The sequence below is a fragment of the Synechococcus sp. H60.3 genome, from assembly GCF_047462295.1.
Lineage (GTDB): Bacteria > Cyanobacteriota > Cyanobacteriia > Thermostichales > Thermostichaceae > Thermostichus.
Window position 1 is genome coordinate 1 of sequence record NZ_JANSIY010000024.1, and the last position, 16,801, is coordinate 16,801.

The window sequence follows — 16,801 nt, forward strand, 5'->3', positions numbered from 1 at the left end:
TTAAACTGCTCATCTCGCCCAGGATCTGGTAGACGCGGTCAAAGCTTTGGCGGGTGCGCTCTTCTTGATCTGGCTGGCGCACCTGCACCAGGTACAGGCTCATCTTGATGGTTTGCAACCGGTTTTTGCCCAGATCCTCCAGCATTTCCCGAATTTGCCCGATCGCCTCCTGCCGCACCCGGCGTTGCCGCCGCCGCAACAGCCAGAACAGGATGCCGTGGATAACTCCCACCACGGTGGCGCTGATCGCCGTTGCCGTCGCCACGGAAAGAGCGCTGCGGCTGGCCACCCAGCCGCTGAGTAGGATTACGCCTATCCCCACCGCCGTCAGGATCAGCTCGATGTTGTTGAGAAACCACCTTCTTGCTGGCTTCCAGATGGCGGATTGGCTCCGACTAGAATTGAACATGGCTGTTCTTCCCACCTCCCACCTGCCTATTCTGCTGCGGCCAACCCACCGCCGGATTCTGGGGATCGGACTTACCGGCGCAGTCGCCATCCTCCGCGGCCCAGTTGACGCTTCAGACGCCGCCGCGGTTTCCGCCGGCGGATCCCCAAGGGCTGCTGAGAGCGGGATCCAGCTTCAAACCGCTCAGCCCTAGGCTCCCGCACCCCTTGGCTGAGATCCTGGTTGTGTTGCCGCAACTCCTCGAGCTGCCTGAGGCGAGTTTCCAGCTCTTGGCGTAGCTCGGCATTCTCTTTTTCTAGATGTTGCAAACGCTTCAGCAGCTCTGAGGACGCCGTCCCGCTACTGCAATCGGAAACCGGGATGGGATGGGGTGCAGTCACCACCGAAGTGTGGACATTTTTGCTGTCTCGCAGGGCTTGGGCAGCCCGTCGCACCAGGGCCACCCCCTTGGGATCGTCCTTATCTGTGAGGGTGGCCGCCCCAAATTGAAGCTGCACCGGCAGCGCTCGCCCATTCACCACAAAGGGATCCTGGATCAACCGCTGGCAGCAGCGCTCGGCGGCAATCTGGGCAGCAGCCAGAGTGCTCCCCGGCAGCACCACAATAAACTGCCCCTCGTCGTAGCAAAAGAGGTCATCCCCCTCTCGCAAGTTGTGGGCCAAGCGATCCGTAAACAGCTTGAGAAGAGCAGCCCGACCGCCGGCCTCTAGGCCTTGCCCCAGAGCACTGAGGTTGGCCAAGCGCAGCACAAACAAACTGAGGGGATCTGATTGGGCACGGGCTTGGGCCACCCGCAACGGCAAGCGAGTAACCAAATCCTGCCGATTGCCCAAAGCAACCGAGCCAGAAGGAGATGAGACTTGTTTTTGTCCAGTCTGGAGCAGATATTGCTGGCGGCGGCTCTCCACAATGCGCAGCCCTGCCCGCACCCGCGTCAGCAGCTCTGCCGCCTGAAAGGGCTTGGAGAGGAACTCATCGGCTCCGGCTTCTAACGCCCGCTCCATGCTGTCGTTGCCCTCGCGGGCAGTCATGAGGATGTAGTACACCCAAGCATATTCGGGTGATTGCCGTAGCTGCCGGCATAGATCCAGGCCATTTAGATTGGGCATGACCCAGTCGGCGATGATGAGATCTGGGATCCGGCGGCGGATTTGCTCCAGGGCAGACAAGCCATCCAAAGCATAAGAAATACTACAGCCCTGCTTACCCAAAAAGTTAGACAACATCTCTGCCACCATGTAACTGTCATCCACGATCAGCACATGGGCCCGCAAGCTGCTGGCTCCGCCTTTGCTAGCGCCCAAGCCCGCCTGAGGGCCTTCAGACGTACCAGTGGCAGCAGCGTTCTCCAAATTGGGATCCACGGGTAAGCCAAAGCCAGATGACAAGGAAATCCGGGAAAGCAAACTTTCCCGTGTTTTCCATCGTTATTCTAGACGTAATTCTAGACGTAGGGATTGGCAGCCACTACCTAACTTTGCCGGGTTATTTTTTTGAGATTTTTGAAGTTTCGCAGTCATTCTAAACGCGAGGAAGATGCTTCTGGGCGTTCCCCGCTACTGCTCCTCACGCCCCCAGGGGGAATCCTCCTCTGCCCCAGGGAGAGGGAAGGCAGGGTTCGCCGTGACTTCATGGCCACCCCAGGAACCTAGAAACGAATCTCAAGCGTGACTTGGGCGCGCACGGCTTGTTGTCCTCCTTCCACCGGTGTGGAGGCTGCCTGTAGGCGAGCATACTCCGCTCCACCCATGCCTGCTAGAGGAACTGGCGGCGCGATGGAGCCCTCGCTGTGAATTTGGATGCCCTCCACAGAACGGATGCTCAGGTTCAAGGCCTTCAACACATCGCTGGCTTGACGTTGGGCATCTTCCACGGCCTGGGTCAGGGCACGGCTGCGCGCCTGCAGCAAGGTGGCCTCATCCGCTCGGAAGCTGACCGATTCCACCTGGGTGGCTCCGGCGGCCACGGCTTCATCCAGCACCTGTCCGGCTCGGGCTATGGGTACTTCAAATTGCAGGCTGTTTTGCCCCTGTACCCCGGTCAGGCGGGGTGGGCTCTGCTGGTAGTCGTATTGGGGATAGAGAGAAATGCCGGTGGTCTGCAGGGCGCTCACCTGCAGCTCTTTGAGGCGGTTCACCAGCCGCTCCGAGCGCTCGGCCACCTGCTGCTGTACCGCTTGGGCTGTCTCCCCTTGGAGCACCACCCCCAGCCGGATTACCGCAATGGAGGTTTCCACCGCAACAGATCCCTGGCCGGTTACCGTCAAGGTTCGGGATCCCTCACCGGGACTGGCCATTGCCCCGCCTCCAGCGATTGCGTTCCAACCCAACAGTGCCAGCGCCAGTACCACGCCCAGCCAGGCCACCCCCTTCAGCCTTTTCCATCCCTTGAGCCTGTCCATTGCTTCCCCCTTTCAGTCGTTAACCCCAGCCTACTCCCACCGTTCCTCCACCTGATCTGACAAAAGCCCCAGCCACCAGTTCCCTAACCTCACCCAGCCGCTGCGTTCTTGCCCCCCCGGATTGCGTATCCGCACATAAAACACGCGTTGATACTTGGAAGTGCTGCCGGAAAAAGGCCCCAGCCGCCAATACCGCGCCTCCTGGCTCAGAATGGAGTAGCCATGCTTTGCCGCCCACCGCTGCAGCAGCTCCTGGCTGCGTCTTTGTTCCCAGACAAAAATTCCCAGGAACAGGGCAACGGCAACCACTGCCCCCAGCAGCGCCAATGCCAGCTCAGACATAGAGATAGACAGCAAGGCTATTGCCCATCGTATGGGAGTTGTTCCAAGGCTGGGATCCCCGGCTGCAAAAGTTAACCTTTGCCGCCTTAGCCGCTTCCAAAAGAGCGATCTCCGCTCCTGCCCACAGGACGTATGATTGAGTCAGCGTGGTCAAAACTCGATTTGTTGATTGAGTGAATTGATAAGGTCTTTTTGAGAATGGCTGCATCGAAACTGCGACAACTGCTGCACGACCTGGATGTTGAGTTGCAAAAAACCCCTGGCTTGGATGAAAAGCAGCGGCAGCACATCGCCACCATTCGCCAGGAGGTAGAGGCGGTGCTGGCCGAGCTGGGATCCCCAACCGAGAGCTCACGAAACCAAGGGCGGAAAGCTCGCATTGGGGAAGCGCTGGCCCTGTTTGAAACCTCCCACCCCAACCTCACCCTGATCCTGGAGCAAGTGATCGACACATTGGCAGGGATGGGTCTGTAGTTCCCCCAGTGGGTATCCGAGGGTTTCAGAATGAACAGCCAAGACCGCTTAGATCGAGCAGAACAACTCCTAGCTCAGGCAGCCGAGCAGATTGCAGCCAACAGCCGCGAGATCCAAGAGCTACGCCAGGCCATCCGAGAAAGCCACGCCGAGCTGAGCGAGCAAAACGCTGCTCGCAGTCGGGAAATCGAGCAGTTGCGCCAGGCCATCCGAGAAAGCCACGAGCAAAATATGGCCCAGGCGCAAGGTTTGAGAGACTTACAGGAAGTTGTCCGCGAGACCCGCTCAGATTTAGCACACTTGGCTGAATGGGCTGAGGAAGTAACTCAAGCTCTCATCACTCTTACTGCATTGCAACAAGAGCACGAACGCGCCATCCAGGCCATCAACCAGCGTCAGATCGAGAATGACCAGAGGTTTAACGTTCTCCTCGAAGAAGTGCGCTATCTTATTCGCAGACAAGGGTTAGATGGAAGTTCCTCTCCCCCTTCTACTTGAGGAGGGGGGATTCTTTCTGAGCAAATCTAGTCCTCATCCACTTCCCACTCCAACAAGTGGGCGTAGGGAGCCACCAGCTCCGGAGAGTAAAAAGCAATAGCCTGCAGCGTGTGCCAATCTTCCAGGCAGTCGAAGACGTTAGGGTACTCGTTGCGCTCCAGCCGCTCTGCAATGGCCGCCACATCGGCTGCAGTGAATTGGCGGGGATCCCTGCCCTTGGGGAGGGCCTCTACTTTGGATCGGGCAGACATAGGTAGCCTGAACACGCTACAAGCCGATCTTAGCCTCTCGGCCCGACGCCCCCTGGCCGAAAACGCGAATTTGTAGAGGTTCTACACAATGCAGGCTGGGCATCTGCCTTGCCTAGCGGAGGAGTTCAGAGTCCAAAACAGGCTCTGTCTGAGTCACGCGGTAATAGCCAGCCTGGGTGCGAACCGAAGCTTGATAAGGGCTGGGCAAATCCAGCGAGCGCAAGGGGGGGATGTTGGTGCGCTGGTTCAGCAAAGTGGTGAAGAAGGCAGTGGTTCGCCGGGCCTGGGAGCGCACCACTTCCTCAGGGAAAATGACTGGGTCGGCCTCCTTGCCCGTATCCAGCAAGATTTGATCTAGGGCTTCCCCCACCGGATAGGAGGGATAGGTGATTTGGGCAAAAGCCGATCCAACCGGGATCCCGCCGGCTAGACAGCCCAGAACAATTGCCAGGGTTAGACGCATGTGCTGTAGTTCCTCCTACGCTACAGTGGTTTGTTCCTCAACACCGGAGAAAGCAGAATCTGGGCGTTGCCCACCAACCTTGACCCCCAAGGAGCCTACCTCTTGACCGGCAGCTAAGGCGGATTCTACCCGAAAGACCTCGGTTGGCAACGGTTGCAGCCCCCAACATGACAAGGGATCCCCTTGCCGACTAGGATCAAGATGCTCTGCTTGGGATCCATAAGCCTGTGAGTGTTCGCGTTCGCCTTGCCCCCAGCCCAACCGGAAATTTGCACATTGGCACCGCCCGGACGGCAGTGTTTAACTGGCTCTATGCTCGCCGCCACGGTGGCCAGTTCATTTTGCGCATTGAAGACACCGACCGCGAGCGCTCTTCCCCCCGCTACACCCGCAACATCTTGGCAGGGCTAGCCTGGCTGGGACTGGATTGGGATGAGGGGCCCATCTACCAATCCAACCGCATTGCGCGCTACCAAGCGGTGGTGCAGCAGCTTTTGGACCAGGGGCTGGCCTACCGCTGCTATGTCAGCGAGGCGGAGCTGGAAGCAATGCGCGCCGCCCAGAAGGCCGCCGGCAAAGCCCCCCGCTACGACAACCGCCACCGTTTTCTCACCGAGGAACAGCGACGGGCCTACGAGGCCGAGGGGCGGCAGCCGGTGATCCGCTTCAAGATCGAGGAGCCGATGGAGGTGTCGTGGGTGGATCTCATCCGCGGCCCCATCACCTGGAACACCCAAGATTTGGGGGGGGACATGGTGATCGCCCGGGCGGATGGCTACCCTCTCTACAACTTGGCAGTGGTGGTCGACGACATCGACATGGGCATCACCCACGTCATCCGTGGCGAAGACCACATCGGCAACACCCCCAAGCAGATCTTGCTCTACCGCGCCCTGGGCCACGAGCCGCCGCAATTTGCCCATTCTCCCCTGATCCTGAATCCAGAAGGGAAGAAGCTCTCCAAGCGGGATGGGGCAACCTCGGTAACCGAGTTTCAGCAGATGGGCTTCTTGCCGGAAGCCCTCAACAATTACCTGGCTTTGTTGAGTTGGTTCCCCCCCGATGGGGAAGAGATTTTCTCGTTGGAAAAGGCAGCTACGATGTTTGACTTCGACCGGGTCAACCGGGCTGCCGCTCGTTTTGATTGGGACAAGCTCAACTGGATCAACAGCCAGTACATCAAGCAGCTCTCCCCGGCAGAATTGGTGGAGCGACTTACCCCCTTTTGGCAGGCGGCGGGGTTTGACCTGGGAGCGGTGCCGGATCCCACTTGGCTGGAAGATGTGGCCCGCCTAATCGCCGAGGGCATCGACCGCCTGACGGAGGCTCCTCCCCTCAGCCGTTTTTTGTTTCAAGAGCCCCTTAGCTACTCGTTGCCAGCTCTGGAACAGTTGCGCCTGCCGGGGGTGGCAGAAGCGATGGCTGCCATGGCTGCCACGTTGGCTGCTGCTGAGCTGCCCCAGCCAGTTTCTGCGGACAGCTTAAAACTGCTGGTGGAAGAGGTGGCCAAAAGCCAGGGGATGAAAAAGGGCCTGCTGCTAAAGAGCTTGCGGGCCGCCCTGACAGGGGAGCTGCAGGGGCCGGATTTGATGGCCTCTTTTGCGCTGCTGCAGCGGCGGGGTTGGGCTTTGGGGCGGCTGGAGGCGGTGCAGCGATTGGTTGCCTGACCTCAGGCTGTTGGAGTCTACTTTTTTTCTATTGCTTGCTGCTATGCCTTTGCAGGCTTTTGACACTCCCCCGACTTTAGTCGGGGAACTCTTGCGCAGTCCACAGACAGACTCGCAAAGGCGCTGTCGAGACGCCCCTAGACGGCTCCTTGGAACCCAGTCTCAAGGTTCCGCTTACTTGTTGACTGACAGCACTGTCCGGGTCTTTCACCGGGGTGGGTGCTTGCTTAGGATAGAGCTATAACATTGGCGAGCGACTCAAGTTGCTCAAGGGCTACGTCCCGCTAACGCGAACGGGCTTTTCCGCACCGTACTCCTCGTGCTAGCGGCGCGGAGCGCTGAGTACGGGGCTACCAAGCTACCCTGCTGTGTCGATCCGGATTCGACTTTGTTGATCCAGCTTCAGGCTGCCAACCAAATTGTTCAGGAACTGGTGCTGCTCTCTTCGCAAGAGTCTTCAGAAGCAGTAGAGCCGGAGGTGTGGGAGCAGGGCCTGCTCAAGTTGGCTCAAACCCTAGTGCAGCAGATGGTGAGCCGCCTGGGCGTGGCCTCCGCTCGCCTCTGGTTTTTCGACCTGCAAGAGGGTTGCTTTCGATCGGTGGCCCATGCTGGCCTGCTCAGCCCTGCTCACGCCCAAATTGAGCGAATCTACCCGGATGACAGCCCTATGGGGCGTGTGGTTCAGCAAGGATTGCCCCTCTTGAGCAACAACCCGGATCAAGAGGTCTGGATGCCTGCCCCGGAATGGGTGAAGGCCAATGGCCTGCGGGGCTTTGTCGCCTACCCGATTAACCGGGGGGAGGAGCGGCTGGGCGCTTTGGCTCTGCTGAGCTGGACACCCTTGGAGGCCAGCTTTATAGAAGTAGTGAAGTTTCTTTGTTCCTATACGGCCAGCGCCATTATCAACGCCAAGCTGCTGGAGCGCAGCCGCCGACAGGCGGTGCGGGAGGCGTTGCTCAACCGCATCACCAGCACCGTTCACCGCTTTCTGCAGTGGGATCAAATCGTCAGCACTGCGCTTGGGGAGCTGCAGCACGCTTTTCTATCGAAAGGGGTGAAGGGGCTGAGCCGCTGCTGTTTTTACAGTATCAACCCGGCTCAGGAGACGGTTCAGGTTACCCACGAGGCCCTAAGCCCTGGGCTGGCCCCGTCACTGGGGCAGGTTTACCGAACCCAAGATTTTGGCTCGCTGTGCGAGCGGTTACAGGAGGGACAGGTGGTGCAAATAGCCCTGCCTTTGCTGCCGGATCAGGAACATCTGTTGCCGCCGCAAGGGCTGGCCGCTTTCCATGCGCTACAGGCTCGCTCGGCGGTGCTGATCCCGTTGCAATCGGTGGGCTCAGCGGGAGCAGGGCTGGGGGAGGCCGGCGGCAGGGATCCGCAGACGGGCCGATCCGACCTGGCTGCTGCGCCAGGGGGGATGATCGGGCTGCTGGGGGTATACCTAACTACACCGCACCCCTGGCAGCCGGAGGAGATTGACCTGTTGCGCTCGGTGGCCTACCAACTGGCGATTGCCCTAACTCGTTCCAGCCTGTTTGAGCGGGCCCATCGGCAGGCGGAACGGCTGGCGCTGTTGCACTCGATCACAGCGGCAATTCGCTCCAGCCTGGAGCCCACCACTCTCTTCCACGCGATTACCCAGCAGATTGGTGCAGCTTTTCAGGCGGATGTGTGTATCTTGGCCCTTTGGCAGCCGGAACAGGAGCTGCTGCATCCTGTGGGCATCTATGCACCGGAGCTCACCCCTGCCGTGCGCGTAAGCGGGACGGAGCCCCTGCTGGATGCCCCGCTGACGGGATCCCTCCAGCAGCCCTGGGCGGAGCCGGGGATCCCGCTGGAATTGTCGGAAACGGTTCAGGCCAAGTTGCGCTTGGCAGCCAGCCTGTTGACCACCTTGAAGGAGCCGGTGGTGGTGCCGGAGCCGCAGAACCTCCAGTCTTGGGACAACCTGAAGCCGCAGCGGCAGGGAAGCGGGTTGTTGTGGGTGCCTTTGTTTGCCTCTGACCATCCGCAGCGACAACAGGAAGTGTTGGGGGGGATTGCTCTGCTGCGCTACCCTCGCGGCGGATCCCTGGCTCCTTCCCCCTGGCAGCCGGAGGATCTGGAGTTGGCGGAAGCCGTGGCTGAGCAGGCAGGGATCGCCCTCAAACAAGCGCAACTTTACGAGCAAACCCGCATCTCGGCCCAGCGGGAAAGCCTGTTGCGCCAGGTTGCCCAGCGCCTCAGCGGCACCTATGATCCCCACCAAGTGGTAGAGATTGCTCTGGAGGGCATGGCGGAAGCTTTGCAGGTCGATCACTGTACTTTGGTGGCGCCGCGGAGCGGCTATGGGCCGAGCGCTCAACAGCTTGCAGCCGCTCCACCCTCAGAACCCCTCGCCATTCTTCAGGAATACCGCCGTCAGCCGGGGATCCCCTGCCAGGTGGGGCAGACGTTGCCCCCTGAGCTGAGCCAGCTCATCGGGGTAAATTGCTACACCCATCTGGACACGCTGCTGATCCCCGATGTTCAAACCTTTCCGCTGCCTCCTCCCACCCGCCAGACGCTGTTGCAGAAGGGTATCCGCTCCCTACTGTGTGTACCCCTAGTTACCGATGCCAACCAGATCGCGGGTGTGCTCTGCGCCTCCATTCCGCCCCTGGCGACGGTAGGCCGGAAGCCTCCCGCTGCCGATACTGCCCCCGAAGCCGCCGGATTTTCCCCTGCAGATAGGGACTTGGTGGAAGCGCTGGCGGACATTGCGGCAGTGGCGCTACAGCGGGCCTCCTTCTACGAGCAGGTTCGCCGTCAAGAGGCAACGGCAGCAGCCTTGCAAGGACTGACCGAGGGGCGAGAGGCGGAAAGTCGTCGCCTGGCCGCCGATCTGCACGATCAGACCCTGGCGGATCTGGGAGCTCTGTCTCGTCAGATTCAGGAGCTCGCCAGCAATCCGACCCTCAGCCCTGCCGGTCAGGCTCAGCTACGCGCCATGAGCGTCCAACTGCAGGAGACCATGGCTGAGTTGCGGGGGATCGTCGAGGATCTGCAGCCGCTGGCCATGCGGGCTTTTAACTTGGGCCCGGCTCTGCGCAGCCTTCTAGAACGGGCGGCCCAGCGTTCTCCTCACCCGCTTCTCACCCGCTTCGACAACCGCGCTGATGACCTGCTCTCCCGTCTCAGCCCCGCCTGCCAAAGCAACATCTTTCGGATCGTACAGGAGGCGCTGAACAACATCGTCAAACACGCAGGGGCACGGCGCATCGACATCACTATTCAGCCCAAGATCCAAGCCGGTAGCGGAGCAGAGGAGCCTTCTGTCAATCCCAAAGCCCCCTACACTCACCTGGAGCTGAAGATCATCGACGATGGCCGGGGCATGCCGGAGTTCAACGGTGGGGTGGATCAGGAACCTGGCCACGGCCATGGATTGCTCAACATGCGCTACCGAGCCGAGTTAATTGGGGCAACCATCACCTGGCGCAACCGCCGCTTGGGTAGCGGCACAGTGGTGGAGCTGCAGATCCCTTTGCCGCCCCCTTCTGAAGTTGGCCCCAGGGATCCCTTCACCCCCGCTGTTCGGTAGGGAGCAACCTGCCTCCCAGGGCCGGGGAACTGCAGCCGCATGCAGGTTGGAGTCCAGAAATCTAAGGGCGCCACACGCGAGATGGATGGCCTCATGCCTCGGTTCGCCGCCCAACCACGGCGTAGAAGGGATCCCCACCGGCCAAAAAGGCAAGCCAACCCAGGGGAGCAGGCCGCTGGATCACCTCGACGATCTCGAACCCCGGCACCGACTTAAAATAGCGCTTGACCAGCTCCACCCGCTCTGCTTCCGAGCTATCCCGCCAGGCCTGGATTGCCTTCTGGAAAAACATGCGGTTGGAGAAGCTGACAATGAAAAGGCCCTGGGGCCTGAGGATGCGATATACCTCGGCAAACACCTCTTCCGGCTGCTGCAGGTACTGCACTGAAACTGCGTTCAGCACCGCATCAAAAGTGCAGTCCGGCAAAGGCAGGAGCGGGTTTTGGTTGAGGTTCTGGACGAAGAAATGGTTAAGGCGGGGATTGGCTGCCAGTTCCTCAGCATTCATCCCATGCCCTTCCACATGGGCAAAGTCTATCTCCGGCGGCAGGTGGGAAACCCAACTGCTCATTAGATCGAGAATGCGGGTCTGGGGCCGCAAATGCTCACGGTACAGATCGGTGAGCTGGCCGATAAAGCCGGCATCTACGTGGGTTACAAAGCGGGGATGGCTGTAAAAGAGGGCATCGTCACTGGGATCCAACTTGGAGCGCTGCCAATCTTCAAGAACGGCCATGGCAAAAATCCTTTGCAAAGCTTAATCAAAGCTAACATTCTGGAACTCCCTCACGGGGGGGCGGGCGTGATAGCGTAGCAGGGCAACGGTGGCAATTTTCGAGGGATCTCTTGCCGTGATGTCTGCGTCTTACGCTTCCGCTACAGCTCGCTCCTCTTCTGCCGCTGGCTTTGTCCTGCGCGACTATGTAACCGAACTCCAGCTCCACATGGCTCTGCAGGCCCGCAGCCTCACCCCTCCTCTACATCTCTCGCCAGCAAAGGACAGCCCTCTAGCCCTGGTGCAGCAAGCACAGGCGGAGCTGGAGAAGTCCGTCTCCCGCCAGTGGCTTTGAGGGGCGCAGCCTGGGCAAAGTGCTCAGGCCAAACTCTTGCGCAGCACCCCCTGTACCACCAGAACCGACACCACCACAAACCCCGTCAAGAGGCTCAGGGATCCCGCCAGAGTGAGATCGCCCCAGGGGGCCTGCAGCACCACATCGGCAAAACTCCAGGTGCTGCTGCGATAGACGTGGCGGATGGGCTCGATGGCAAAGGTGAGTGGGTTGAGGCTGGCCACCCAGCGCAGCCAGGTGGGCATAAAGCTGAGGGGAGCCAAAGCGGTGCTGGAGAAAATCAGGGGTAAATTGACCAAGAAGATAAAAGCCAGCAACTGCTGGTGCCCCGGCATGGCAAAGGCCAGGCCTAAGCTCAGGGCTGTAAAGCCCAAGACCAACAGGCCCACGATCAGGGCCACCACCGCCAAGCCCCGCCCGTCCGGGATCCCGCCTCCGAGGGCATAGTCTGCCCCCACAATCACCGCCGTCTGCAGCAGCGCCAAGCTGACGATGAACAGGCTAGAGGCCAGCACGATGGAAAAGCGAGAGGTGAGGGGAGCCACCAGCAATCGGTTTAAAAATCCAAATTCCCGGTCGAAAATCACCGGCACGCCGGCATTCAAGGCCCCGCCAAAGGCCGTAAACACGATCACGCCTGCCCCCAAAAACTGGGTGTAGTTTTGTCCGGCCCCGAAAATGCCGGCAGGAGCATTCTGGAACAAGGCCCCGAACAAAATCAACCAAAGCAGCGGCTGGATGATGCCGACCAGCAGGGTTGTGGGGCGACGCTGCAGTTGGATAAACAAGCGGCGGGCAAGGGCAAAAGTCTCCTGCCAAAAGTCGGCTGTAAATAAAGGAATTGGGTTGGATGGAACTGGGGAAGCGGTAGAGGTCATACCAAAACTCCTGTAGGGTTGCGATCAATCAATGCAGTGTCCAATCGAGCAGCCAACTAGTATCTCGATATGCGCTTGCACAGGGATCACCAGGGTTTAATAGGGAGGTGATGAAGTTACTTTTTCTTTTTGCCTAAGTTGGACTCGGCAGCGGCCAGCTCCGCATCCAGGAGCGTTTGCCCGGTTGCTGCCAAATACACGTCATCCAAGCTGGGGCGAGATTGGGTGCTGCTGAAGATCTCCAGACCGTGGGCCTCGAGCTGGGCGCGGATCTGGCTGAGGGGATCCTCCCCATTGCGCCGCACCACCAAGTTGAGGGCGTTGCCCTGGGCGCTGTTGATCACCACTTTTTGGACAAAGGGCAGGGATGCCAGCAGTTCGGCCCCCCGCTGGGCCAGTTCTGGCGGCGCAAACTCCTGCAGCTTGAGGGTGATGCGCTCGCCGCCGACGCGGGCTTTTAGCTCTTCTGGGGTGCCTTCGGCAATCACCTTGCCGCGGTCGATGATGGCCACCCGGTCGGCCAACAGGTCGATCTCCTCCAGGTAATGGCTGCTGAGCACCACGGTCACACCGGTGTTTTTAAGCTGGCGCAGAAAGTCCCAGATGGCCTGCCGGCTGGGAATATCCAGGCCCACCGTGGGCTCGTCCAAAACCAACACCTGGGGCTGGTGGAGCAGTCCTGCCGCCAGATCTAGGCGTTTGCGCAAGCCGCCGGAGTAGGTGCCGATGCGTTGGTCGGCGCGGTCGGCCAGCCCCAGCAATTCCAGGACAGCAGCGATCCGCTCTTGGGCCAGAGGCCGCGGCAGGTGGTAGAGATCCGCCTGCAACTGCAACAATTCTCGCCCCGTCAGCACCTTATCCAAGGCCACCTCCTGGGCAACAAAGCCCAGCTTTTCGCGTACCGCCTTGGGATTTTCATTGACCGGGATCCCGCACACCTCGATCCGGCCTGCATCAGGGCGCAGCAGGGTGCACAGGCAGTGCAGAGTGGTGGTTTTGCCGGCGCCATTGGGGCCGAGAAGGCCATAGATCTGGCCGGGCTCTACTTGGAAGGAGACATCCGCCACCGCCACGGTGGATCCGTAGCGCTTCTGGAGTTGTTGAACCAAGACCGCAGGGGTATCTGACATGGGCATCCACCTTTCGCTCCCTCTAGGCTATCAAGCCGGCTCAGGAGAAAGGAGTAGCGATTCCCTCAATTCCTCCCTCCCTATCGCCGATCCCATGGCTCCCAACTCCATAGGGATGGTGGGATCCAGATCGAGGCTCAGGATATAGTGGTTCAGGCCATTGGGTTAGGCGCGGGCGGATCCCTGCCCATCTTGCCATTGAGTTCGGTTGGGCTAAACCGTCGCCAACGGTTGTGGAGAGGAGAGGAATGCTGAAGCCAAAGCTTGCCTGCCGGCCCCCCTTGCCAGCTTTCCCCAAAGGGGGCTCTGTCGCAACCCTTGTAACTTTGGTAACCTTTGCCCTTGGCCTGGTCGGCTGCGGCGAGGCAACAACCCCGCTTAGCCCGCTGGAAAATGCCTTTTTGCGGGCCGACGACTTTGCCATTACAGGGGGATCCCCGACAGCAGGCGCGGTGGGGCCCTACCTTCAGTTCAACCTGCGGCGGCAGCGGGACAACCAGATCTTGAATCGTCCTTTCAACGTCTATGTGGAGAATGCAGGGCTGGCAGAAGGGCAACCTCCTCTGGTCGATAACCAAAACCGCCCCCTCCTGCTGCAGCGCTCGCTGGCTTTCTTGGGCAACGGCCTGGATCTGAACAGGGATGGCCAGCCGGATCCCCCTTCCAGAGAACCTCCCAGCCTCACCAGTGGCCCCCTGCTGCCCTATGCGCCGCCCAACAACTGGCAAAGCCGCGCCGTCCTCGCCTACGTCCCTGGGCAGGCCAGTATCCCCGGACGGGGCCCCGGCGACCGCTTTGGCCTCTACTTCTCCTCCATCCTGCCCTACAGGGGGCAGCTTCGCTTCCGCGCCCGCGACGAACTGGGGAATGCTCCTGCCCGCGTCTTTGAGGTTACCTACTCCCCAGCACCCCGGCGGGCCAATGTCACTGTTACCTTGGCCAACGTTAGCGCCAGCCCCCAAGAGCCGGTGCTCATTGCCATCTGCAACCAGTTGGGAGCTGCTGCCGTGGTGGGCCTGCGGAGCGGCACCTTTACCGAGCTGGTGGACCTTTTGCCAGCCCCTGACTTGCCGGTGGATCCCAGCTTAAGCGAGCCCATCCGCTACGTGGCCGAGGCCTATCAGTTTAACCGCGAGCGAACGGTTATCCGCGTCTCCCAGAATCCTGCCGATCCCAGCCGCATGAGCGTTCCCCTTTTGGGATCCGAGGGCGCAACCGGGCGGGCAGACCTGACGATGGTGAACGCCATGGGGGATCAGCTCACCTGCTTTAACGAGCAACTCTCTGAGCTGCGAAATACATTTTCCGACTTCTTCAGATAACAGTTAAATTGCTGGTTGCGGCAAGGAGAGGTGGGGCAAGCTGGAGCATACGACCTGGTTTTCTCCAGTTGGCGAAAGTCTACGCAAGAAGCCAGCAGAAAAAAAACTCGAGGCACCTGTTCACAGTGAGCCTTTCGTGGTTTTCTTCGCTGATTCCGATGGCTTCCCCAGCAAAATCCAGCCTGACGTGGGGCTGCCCTCTTTTCCGGTTGGATGGAATTGCGATATGCTAGTTTCCCAACTCTAACAACGTGAACGATTCCCAGCCGTTTTTCCTCCTATGACCCCCCATCGCTCCCAGGTCTCGGTTCCTATCCTGCAGGAAAGCTGGCACTTTCAAGAGCGGGATGCCTGCGGCGTCGGGTTCCTGGTGGATCGCCAGGGGAGGGCCAGCCACGAGCTGCTGCAAAAAACCCTCGCTGCCCTTACCTGCATGGAGCACCGCGGCGGCTGTGGCGGCGACAACCAAAGCGGCGATGGAGCCGGCATTACCACGGCCATTCCCTGGGCGCTGCTGCAGGCAGAGAGGGAGGAGATCCGAGCTTGGGATCCCAGCCACAGCGCGGTGGGCATGGTGTTCTTGCACCCGGATCCCGCCGAGTGCCAGGCGGTGCGCCAGCTCATCGACGACTACCTGGCCACCACGGAGTGGGGACGGCCCCTCTGGCGCCGGGTGCCGGTCAATCCAGACTGCCTGGGGCCAATGGCACGGCAAACCCTGCCCTCCATCTGGCAGATGCTTCTTACCCATCCCAGGCTGGAGGGAGATGAGCTGGAGCGGCAGCTTTACCTCTTGCGGCGGCGCCTGCGGCGGCAGGTGGAAAGCCGGTTCGGCTTTTACTCCATCTATTTTGCTTCCCTCTCCTGCCGGCTCATTGTCTACAAGGGCATGGTGCAGTCGGCGGCGCTGGGCCAGTTTTACCGCGATCTGCAAAACCCCCTCTACGCCACCGCCTACGCCACCTACCACCGCCGCTTCAGCACCAACACGCTGCCCCGCTGGTCGCTGGCCCAGCCCTTTCGCTACCTCTGCCACAACGGCGAGATCAACACCTACCTGGGCAATGTCAACTGGATGGCTGCCCGCGAGCCCTCTTTGGCCCATCCCCTCTGGGGCGAGGCCATCGAGGAGCTCAAACCCGTCATCGATCCCGGCACCAGCGACTCGGCAGGCCTGGACGCGGTCTTTGAGCTCTTGGTTGCCTCCGGCTACTCCAGCCAGCAGGCAATGATGGTGCTGATCCCGGAAGCCTACCGCCACCAACCAGAGCTGCAGGATCACCCGGAAGTGGTGGACTTCTACGAGTTTTTCGCTGGCCTGCAGGAAGCATGGGATGGGCCGGCGATGGTGGTCTTCTGCGACGGCAAAACCATTGGCGCCACTCTGGATCGCAATGGCCTGCGCCCAGCCCGCTACGCCCTTAGCCGCGATGGGTTGCTGGTGGTGGCTTCGGAAGCGGGGGTGGTTCCCCTGCCGGAAGCCGAGATCCTAGAAAAGGGGCGGCTGGGGCCAGGGCAGATGCTGACGGTGGATCTGCAAAGTGGCCAGCTCTACAAAAACTGGGAGATCAAAACTCAGGTGGCGGCTCAGCACCCCTATGGAGAGTGGTTGAGGGCTTACCGCGTTCAGCTCGCTGGCCAAGACTTTGAGAGCGCCCCGCAGCTCACTGAAGAGCGACTCCTTCAGATTCAGACTGCCTGCGGCTACTCCTCGGAAGATGTGGAGATGATCATCGAGGAGATGGCGGCTACGGGCAAGGAGCCGGTTTTCAGCATGGGGGACGACGCGCCGCTGGCGGTGCTCTCCACCCAGCCCCACCCCCTTTACGACTACTTCAAGCAGCGCTTTGCCCAGGTCACCAACCCCGCCATCGATCCCCTGCGGGAAAGCTTGGTGATGTCTTTGGAGGTGTACCTGGGATCCAAAGGCAACCTGCTGGAGATCCGTCCGGAGCATGCTCGCCTGCTGCACCTACGCAGCCCGGTGCTCAACGAGGCGGAGCTAGCTGCCCTGCAGCGGACGCCTTTCTCTTGCCGGACGCTGCCCATCCTCTACCCGGTGGCCGCCGGGCCAGAAGGGCTGGCCGCTCAGGTGCGAGCCCTGTGCCAAGAGGCGGCGCAGGCAGTGCGGGAGGGGGCCGAGATCTTGATCCTTTCGGATCGCGGTCTCAGTGCTGAGCAAGCCTTGATCCCGCCCCTGCTGGCCGTCGGGGCTGTCCACCATCACCTCATCCAGGAGGGGCTGCGCCTACGCGCTTCTCTGGTGGTGGAGACCGCCCAATGCTGGAGTACCCACCACTTTGCCTGCTTGATTGGCTATGGGGCCAGCGC

The 16,801-nt window shown here is 60.5% G+C and carries 16 protein-coding genes; 7 read left to right on the top strand and 9 right to left on the bottom strand.

Annotation, left to right across the window (positions count from 1 at the left end; all coding sequences use genetic code 11):
• The 4 genes from NW841_RS04260 to NW841_RS04275 form a co-directional block, all read right to left on the bottom strand.
• Positions 1 to 409, bottom strand: a 409-nt coding sequence (locus NW841_RS04260; RefSeq protein WP_414385534.1) for a hypothetical protein, incomplete at its 3' end; no start/stop codon positions are given.
• A 71-nt stretch (positions 410 to 480) separates the two neighbouring features.
• The gene (locus NW841_RS04265) at positions 481 to 1,713 is read right to left on the bottom strand and encodes a response regulator (protein ID WP_414368033.1); all 1,233 of its coding nucleotides are present in this window, start codon (positions 1,711 to 1,713) and stop codon (positions 481 to 483) included.
• A 344-nt stretch (positions 1,714 to 2,057) separates the two neighbouring features.
• Positions 2,058 to 2,705, bottom strand: coding sequence for an SIMPL domain-containing protein (locus NW841_RS04270; protein ID WP_414385535.1), 648 nt, complete (start codon positions 2,703 to 2,705; stop codon positions 2,058 to 2,060).
• 135 nt (positions 2,706 to 2,840) lie between these two features.
• Positions 2,841 to 3,152, bottom strand: coding sequence for a hypothetical protein (locus NW841_RS04275; protein WP_414385536.1), 312 nt, complete (start codon positions 3,150 to 3,152; stop codon positions 2,841 to 2,843).
• A gap of 198 nt (positions 3,153 to 3,350) precedes the next feature.
• Between NW841_RS04275 and NW841_RS04280 the strand changes: the two genes are divergently transcribed.
• Positions 3,351 to 3,626 (top strand): DUF4404 family protein, encoded by a 276-nt coding sequence (locus NW841_RS04280; RefSeq protein WP_414365191.1) that lies wholly within the window; start codon positions 3,351 to 3,353, stop codon positions 3,624 to 3,626.
• A 30-nt stretch (positions 3,627 to 3,656) separates the two neighbouring features.
• Positions 3,657 to 4,124, top strand: a complete 468-nt coding sequence (locus NW841_RS04285; protein ID WP_414370809.1) for a hypothetical protein — start codon at positions 3,657 to 3,659, stop codon at positions 4,122 to 4,124.
• Between the two features lie 26 nt (positions 4,125 to 4,150).
• Here the strand turns inward: NW841_RS04285 and NW841_RS04290 are convergent, their stop codons facing one another.
• Positions 4,151 to 4,375, bottom strand: coding sequence for a DUF2555 domain-containing protein (locus NW841_RS04290; protein WP_414365193.1), 225 nt, complete (start codon positions 4,373 to 4,375; stop codon positions 4,151 to 4,153).
• Positions 4,376 to 4,487: 112 nt separating this feature from the next.
• Positions 4,488 to 4,838 carry a hypothetical protein gene (locus NW841_RS04295; RefSeq protein ID WP_414377866.1) on the bottom strand — a complete coding sequence of 117 codons (351 nt, stop codon included), beginning with the start codon at positions 4,836 to 4,838 and terminating at the stop codon, positions 4,488 to 4,490.
• A gap of 227 nt (positions 4,839 to 5,065) precedes the next feature.
• Between NW841_RS04295 and gltX the strand changes: the two genes are divergently transcribed.
• A complete protein-coding gene (gltX, locus tag NW841_RS04300; RefSeq protein WP_414385537.1) occupies positions 5,066 to 6,505 on the top strand; it encodes a glutamate--tRNA ligase in 1,440 nt (479 codons plus the stop codon).
• A gap of 388 nt (positions 6,506 to 6,893) precedes the next feature.
• The gene (locus NW841_RS04305) at positions 6,894 to 10,070 is read left to right on the top strand and encodes a GAF domain-containing sensor histidine kinase (RefSeq protein WP_414370806.1); all 3,177 of its coding nucleotides are present in this window, start codon (positions 6,894 to 6,896) and stop codon (positions 10,068 to 10,070) included.
• 91 nt (positions 10,071 to 10,161) lie between these two features.
• On the opposite strand, the gene NW841_RS04310 is transcribed toward NW841_RS04305, so the two are convergent.
• The gene (locus tag NW841_RS04310; protein ID WP_414370804.1) at positions 10,162 to 10,806 is read right to left on the bottom strand and encodes a class I SAM-dependent methyltransferase; all 645 of its coding nucleotides are present in this window, start codon (positions 10,804 to 10,806) and stop codon (positions 10,162 to 10,164) included.
• 118 nt (positions 10,807 to 10,924) lie between these two features.
• Between NW841_RS04310 and NW841_RS04315 the strand changes: the two genes are divergently transcribed.
• Positions 10,925 to 11,140 carry a hypothetical protein gene (locus NW841_RS04315; protein ID WP_414370835.1) on the top strand — a complete coding sequence of 72 codons (216 nt, stop codon included), beginning with the start codon at positions 10,925 to 10,927 and terminating at the stop codon, positions 11,138 to 11,140.
• A gap of 23 nt (positions 11,141 to 11,163) precedes the next feature.
• On the opposite strand, the gene NW841_RS04320 is transcribed toward NW841_RS04315, so the two are convergent.
• Positions 11,164 to 12,018 carry an ABC transporter permease gene (locus NW841_RS04320; RefSeq protein ID WP_414385538.1) on the bottom strand — a complete coding sequence of 285 codons (855 nt, stop codon included), beginning with the start codon at positions 12,016 to 12,018 and terminating at the stop codon, positions 11,164 to 11,166.
• Positions 12,019 to 12,134: 116 nt separating this feature from the next.
• Entirely contained in the window at positions 12,135 to 13,154 is a 1,020-nt protein-coding gene (locus NW841_RS04325; protein ID WP_414365205.1) for an ATP-binding cassette domain-containing protein, read from the bottom strand.
• A gap of 242 nt (positions 13,155 to 13,396) precedes the next feature.
• Here NW841_RS04325 and NW841_RS04330 point away from each other — a divergent pair, with 242 nt between their 5' ends.
• Positions 13,397 to 14,470 (top strand): hypothetical protein, encoded by a 1,074-nt coding sequence (locus NW841_RS04330; RefSeq protein ID WP_414385540.1) that lies wholly within the window; start codon positions 13,397 to 13,399, stop codon positions 14,468 to 14,470.
• Between the two features lie 280 nt (positions 14,471 to 14,750).
• A partial coding sequence (locus tag NW841_RS04335) for a glutamate synthase central domain-containing protein (RefSeq protein WP_414385543.1) occupies positions 14,751 to 16,801 on the top strand: 2,051 nt, incomplete at its 3' end.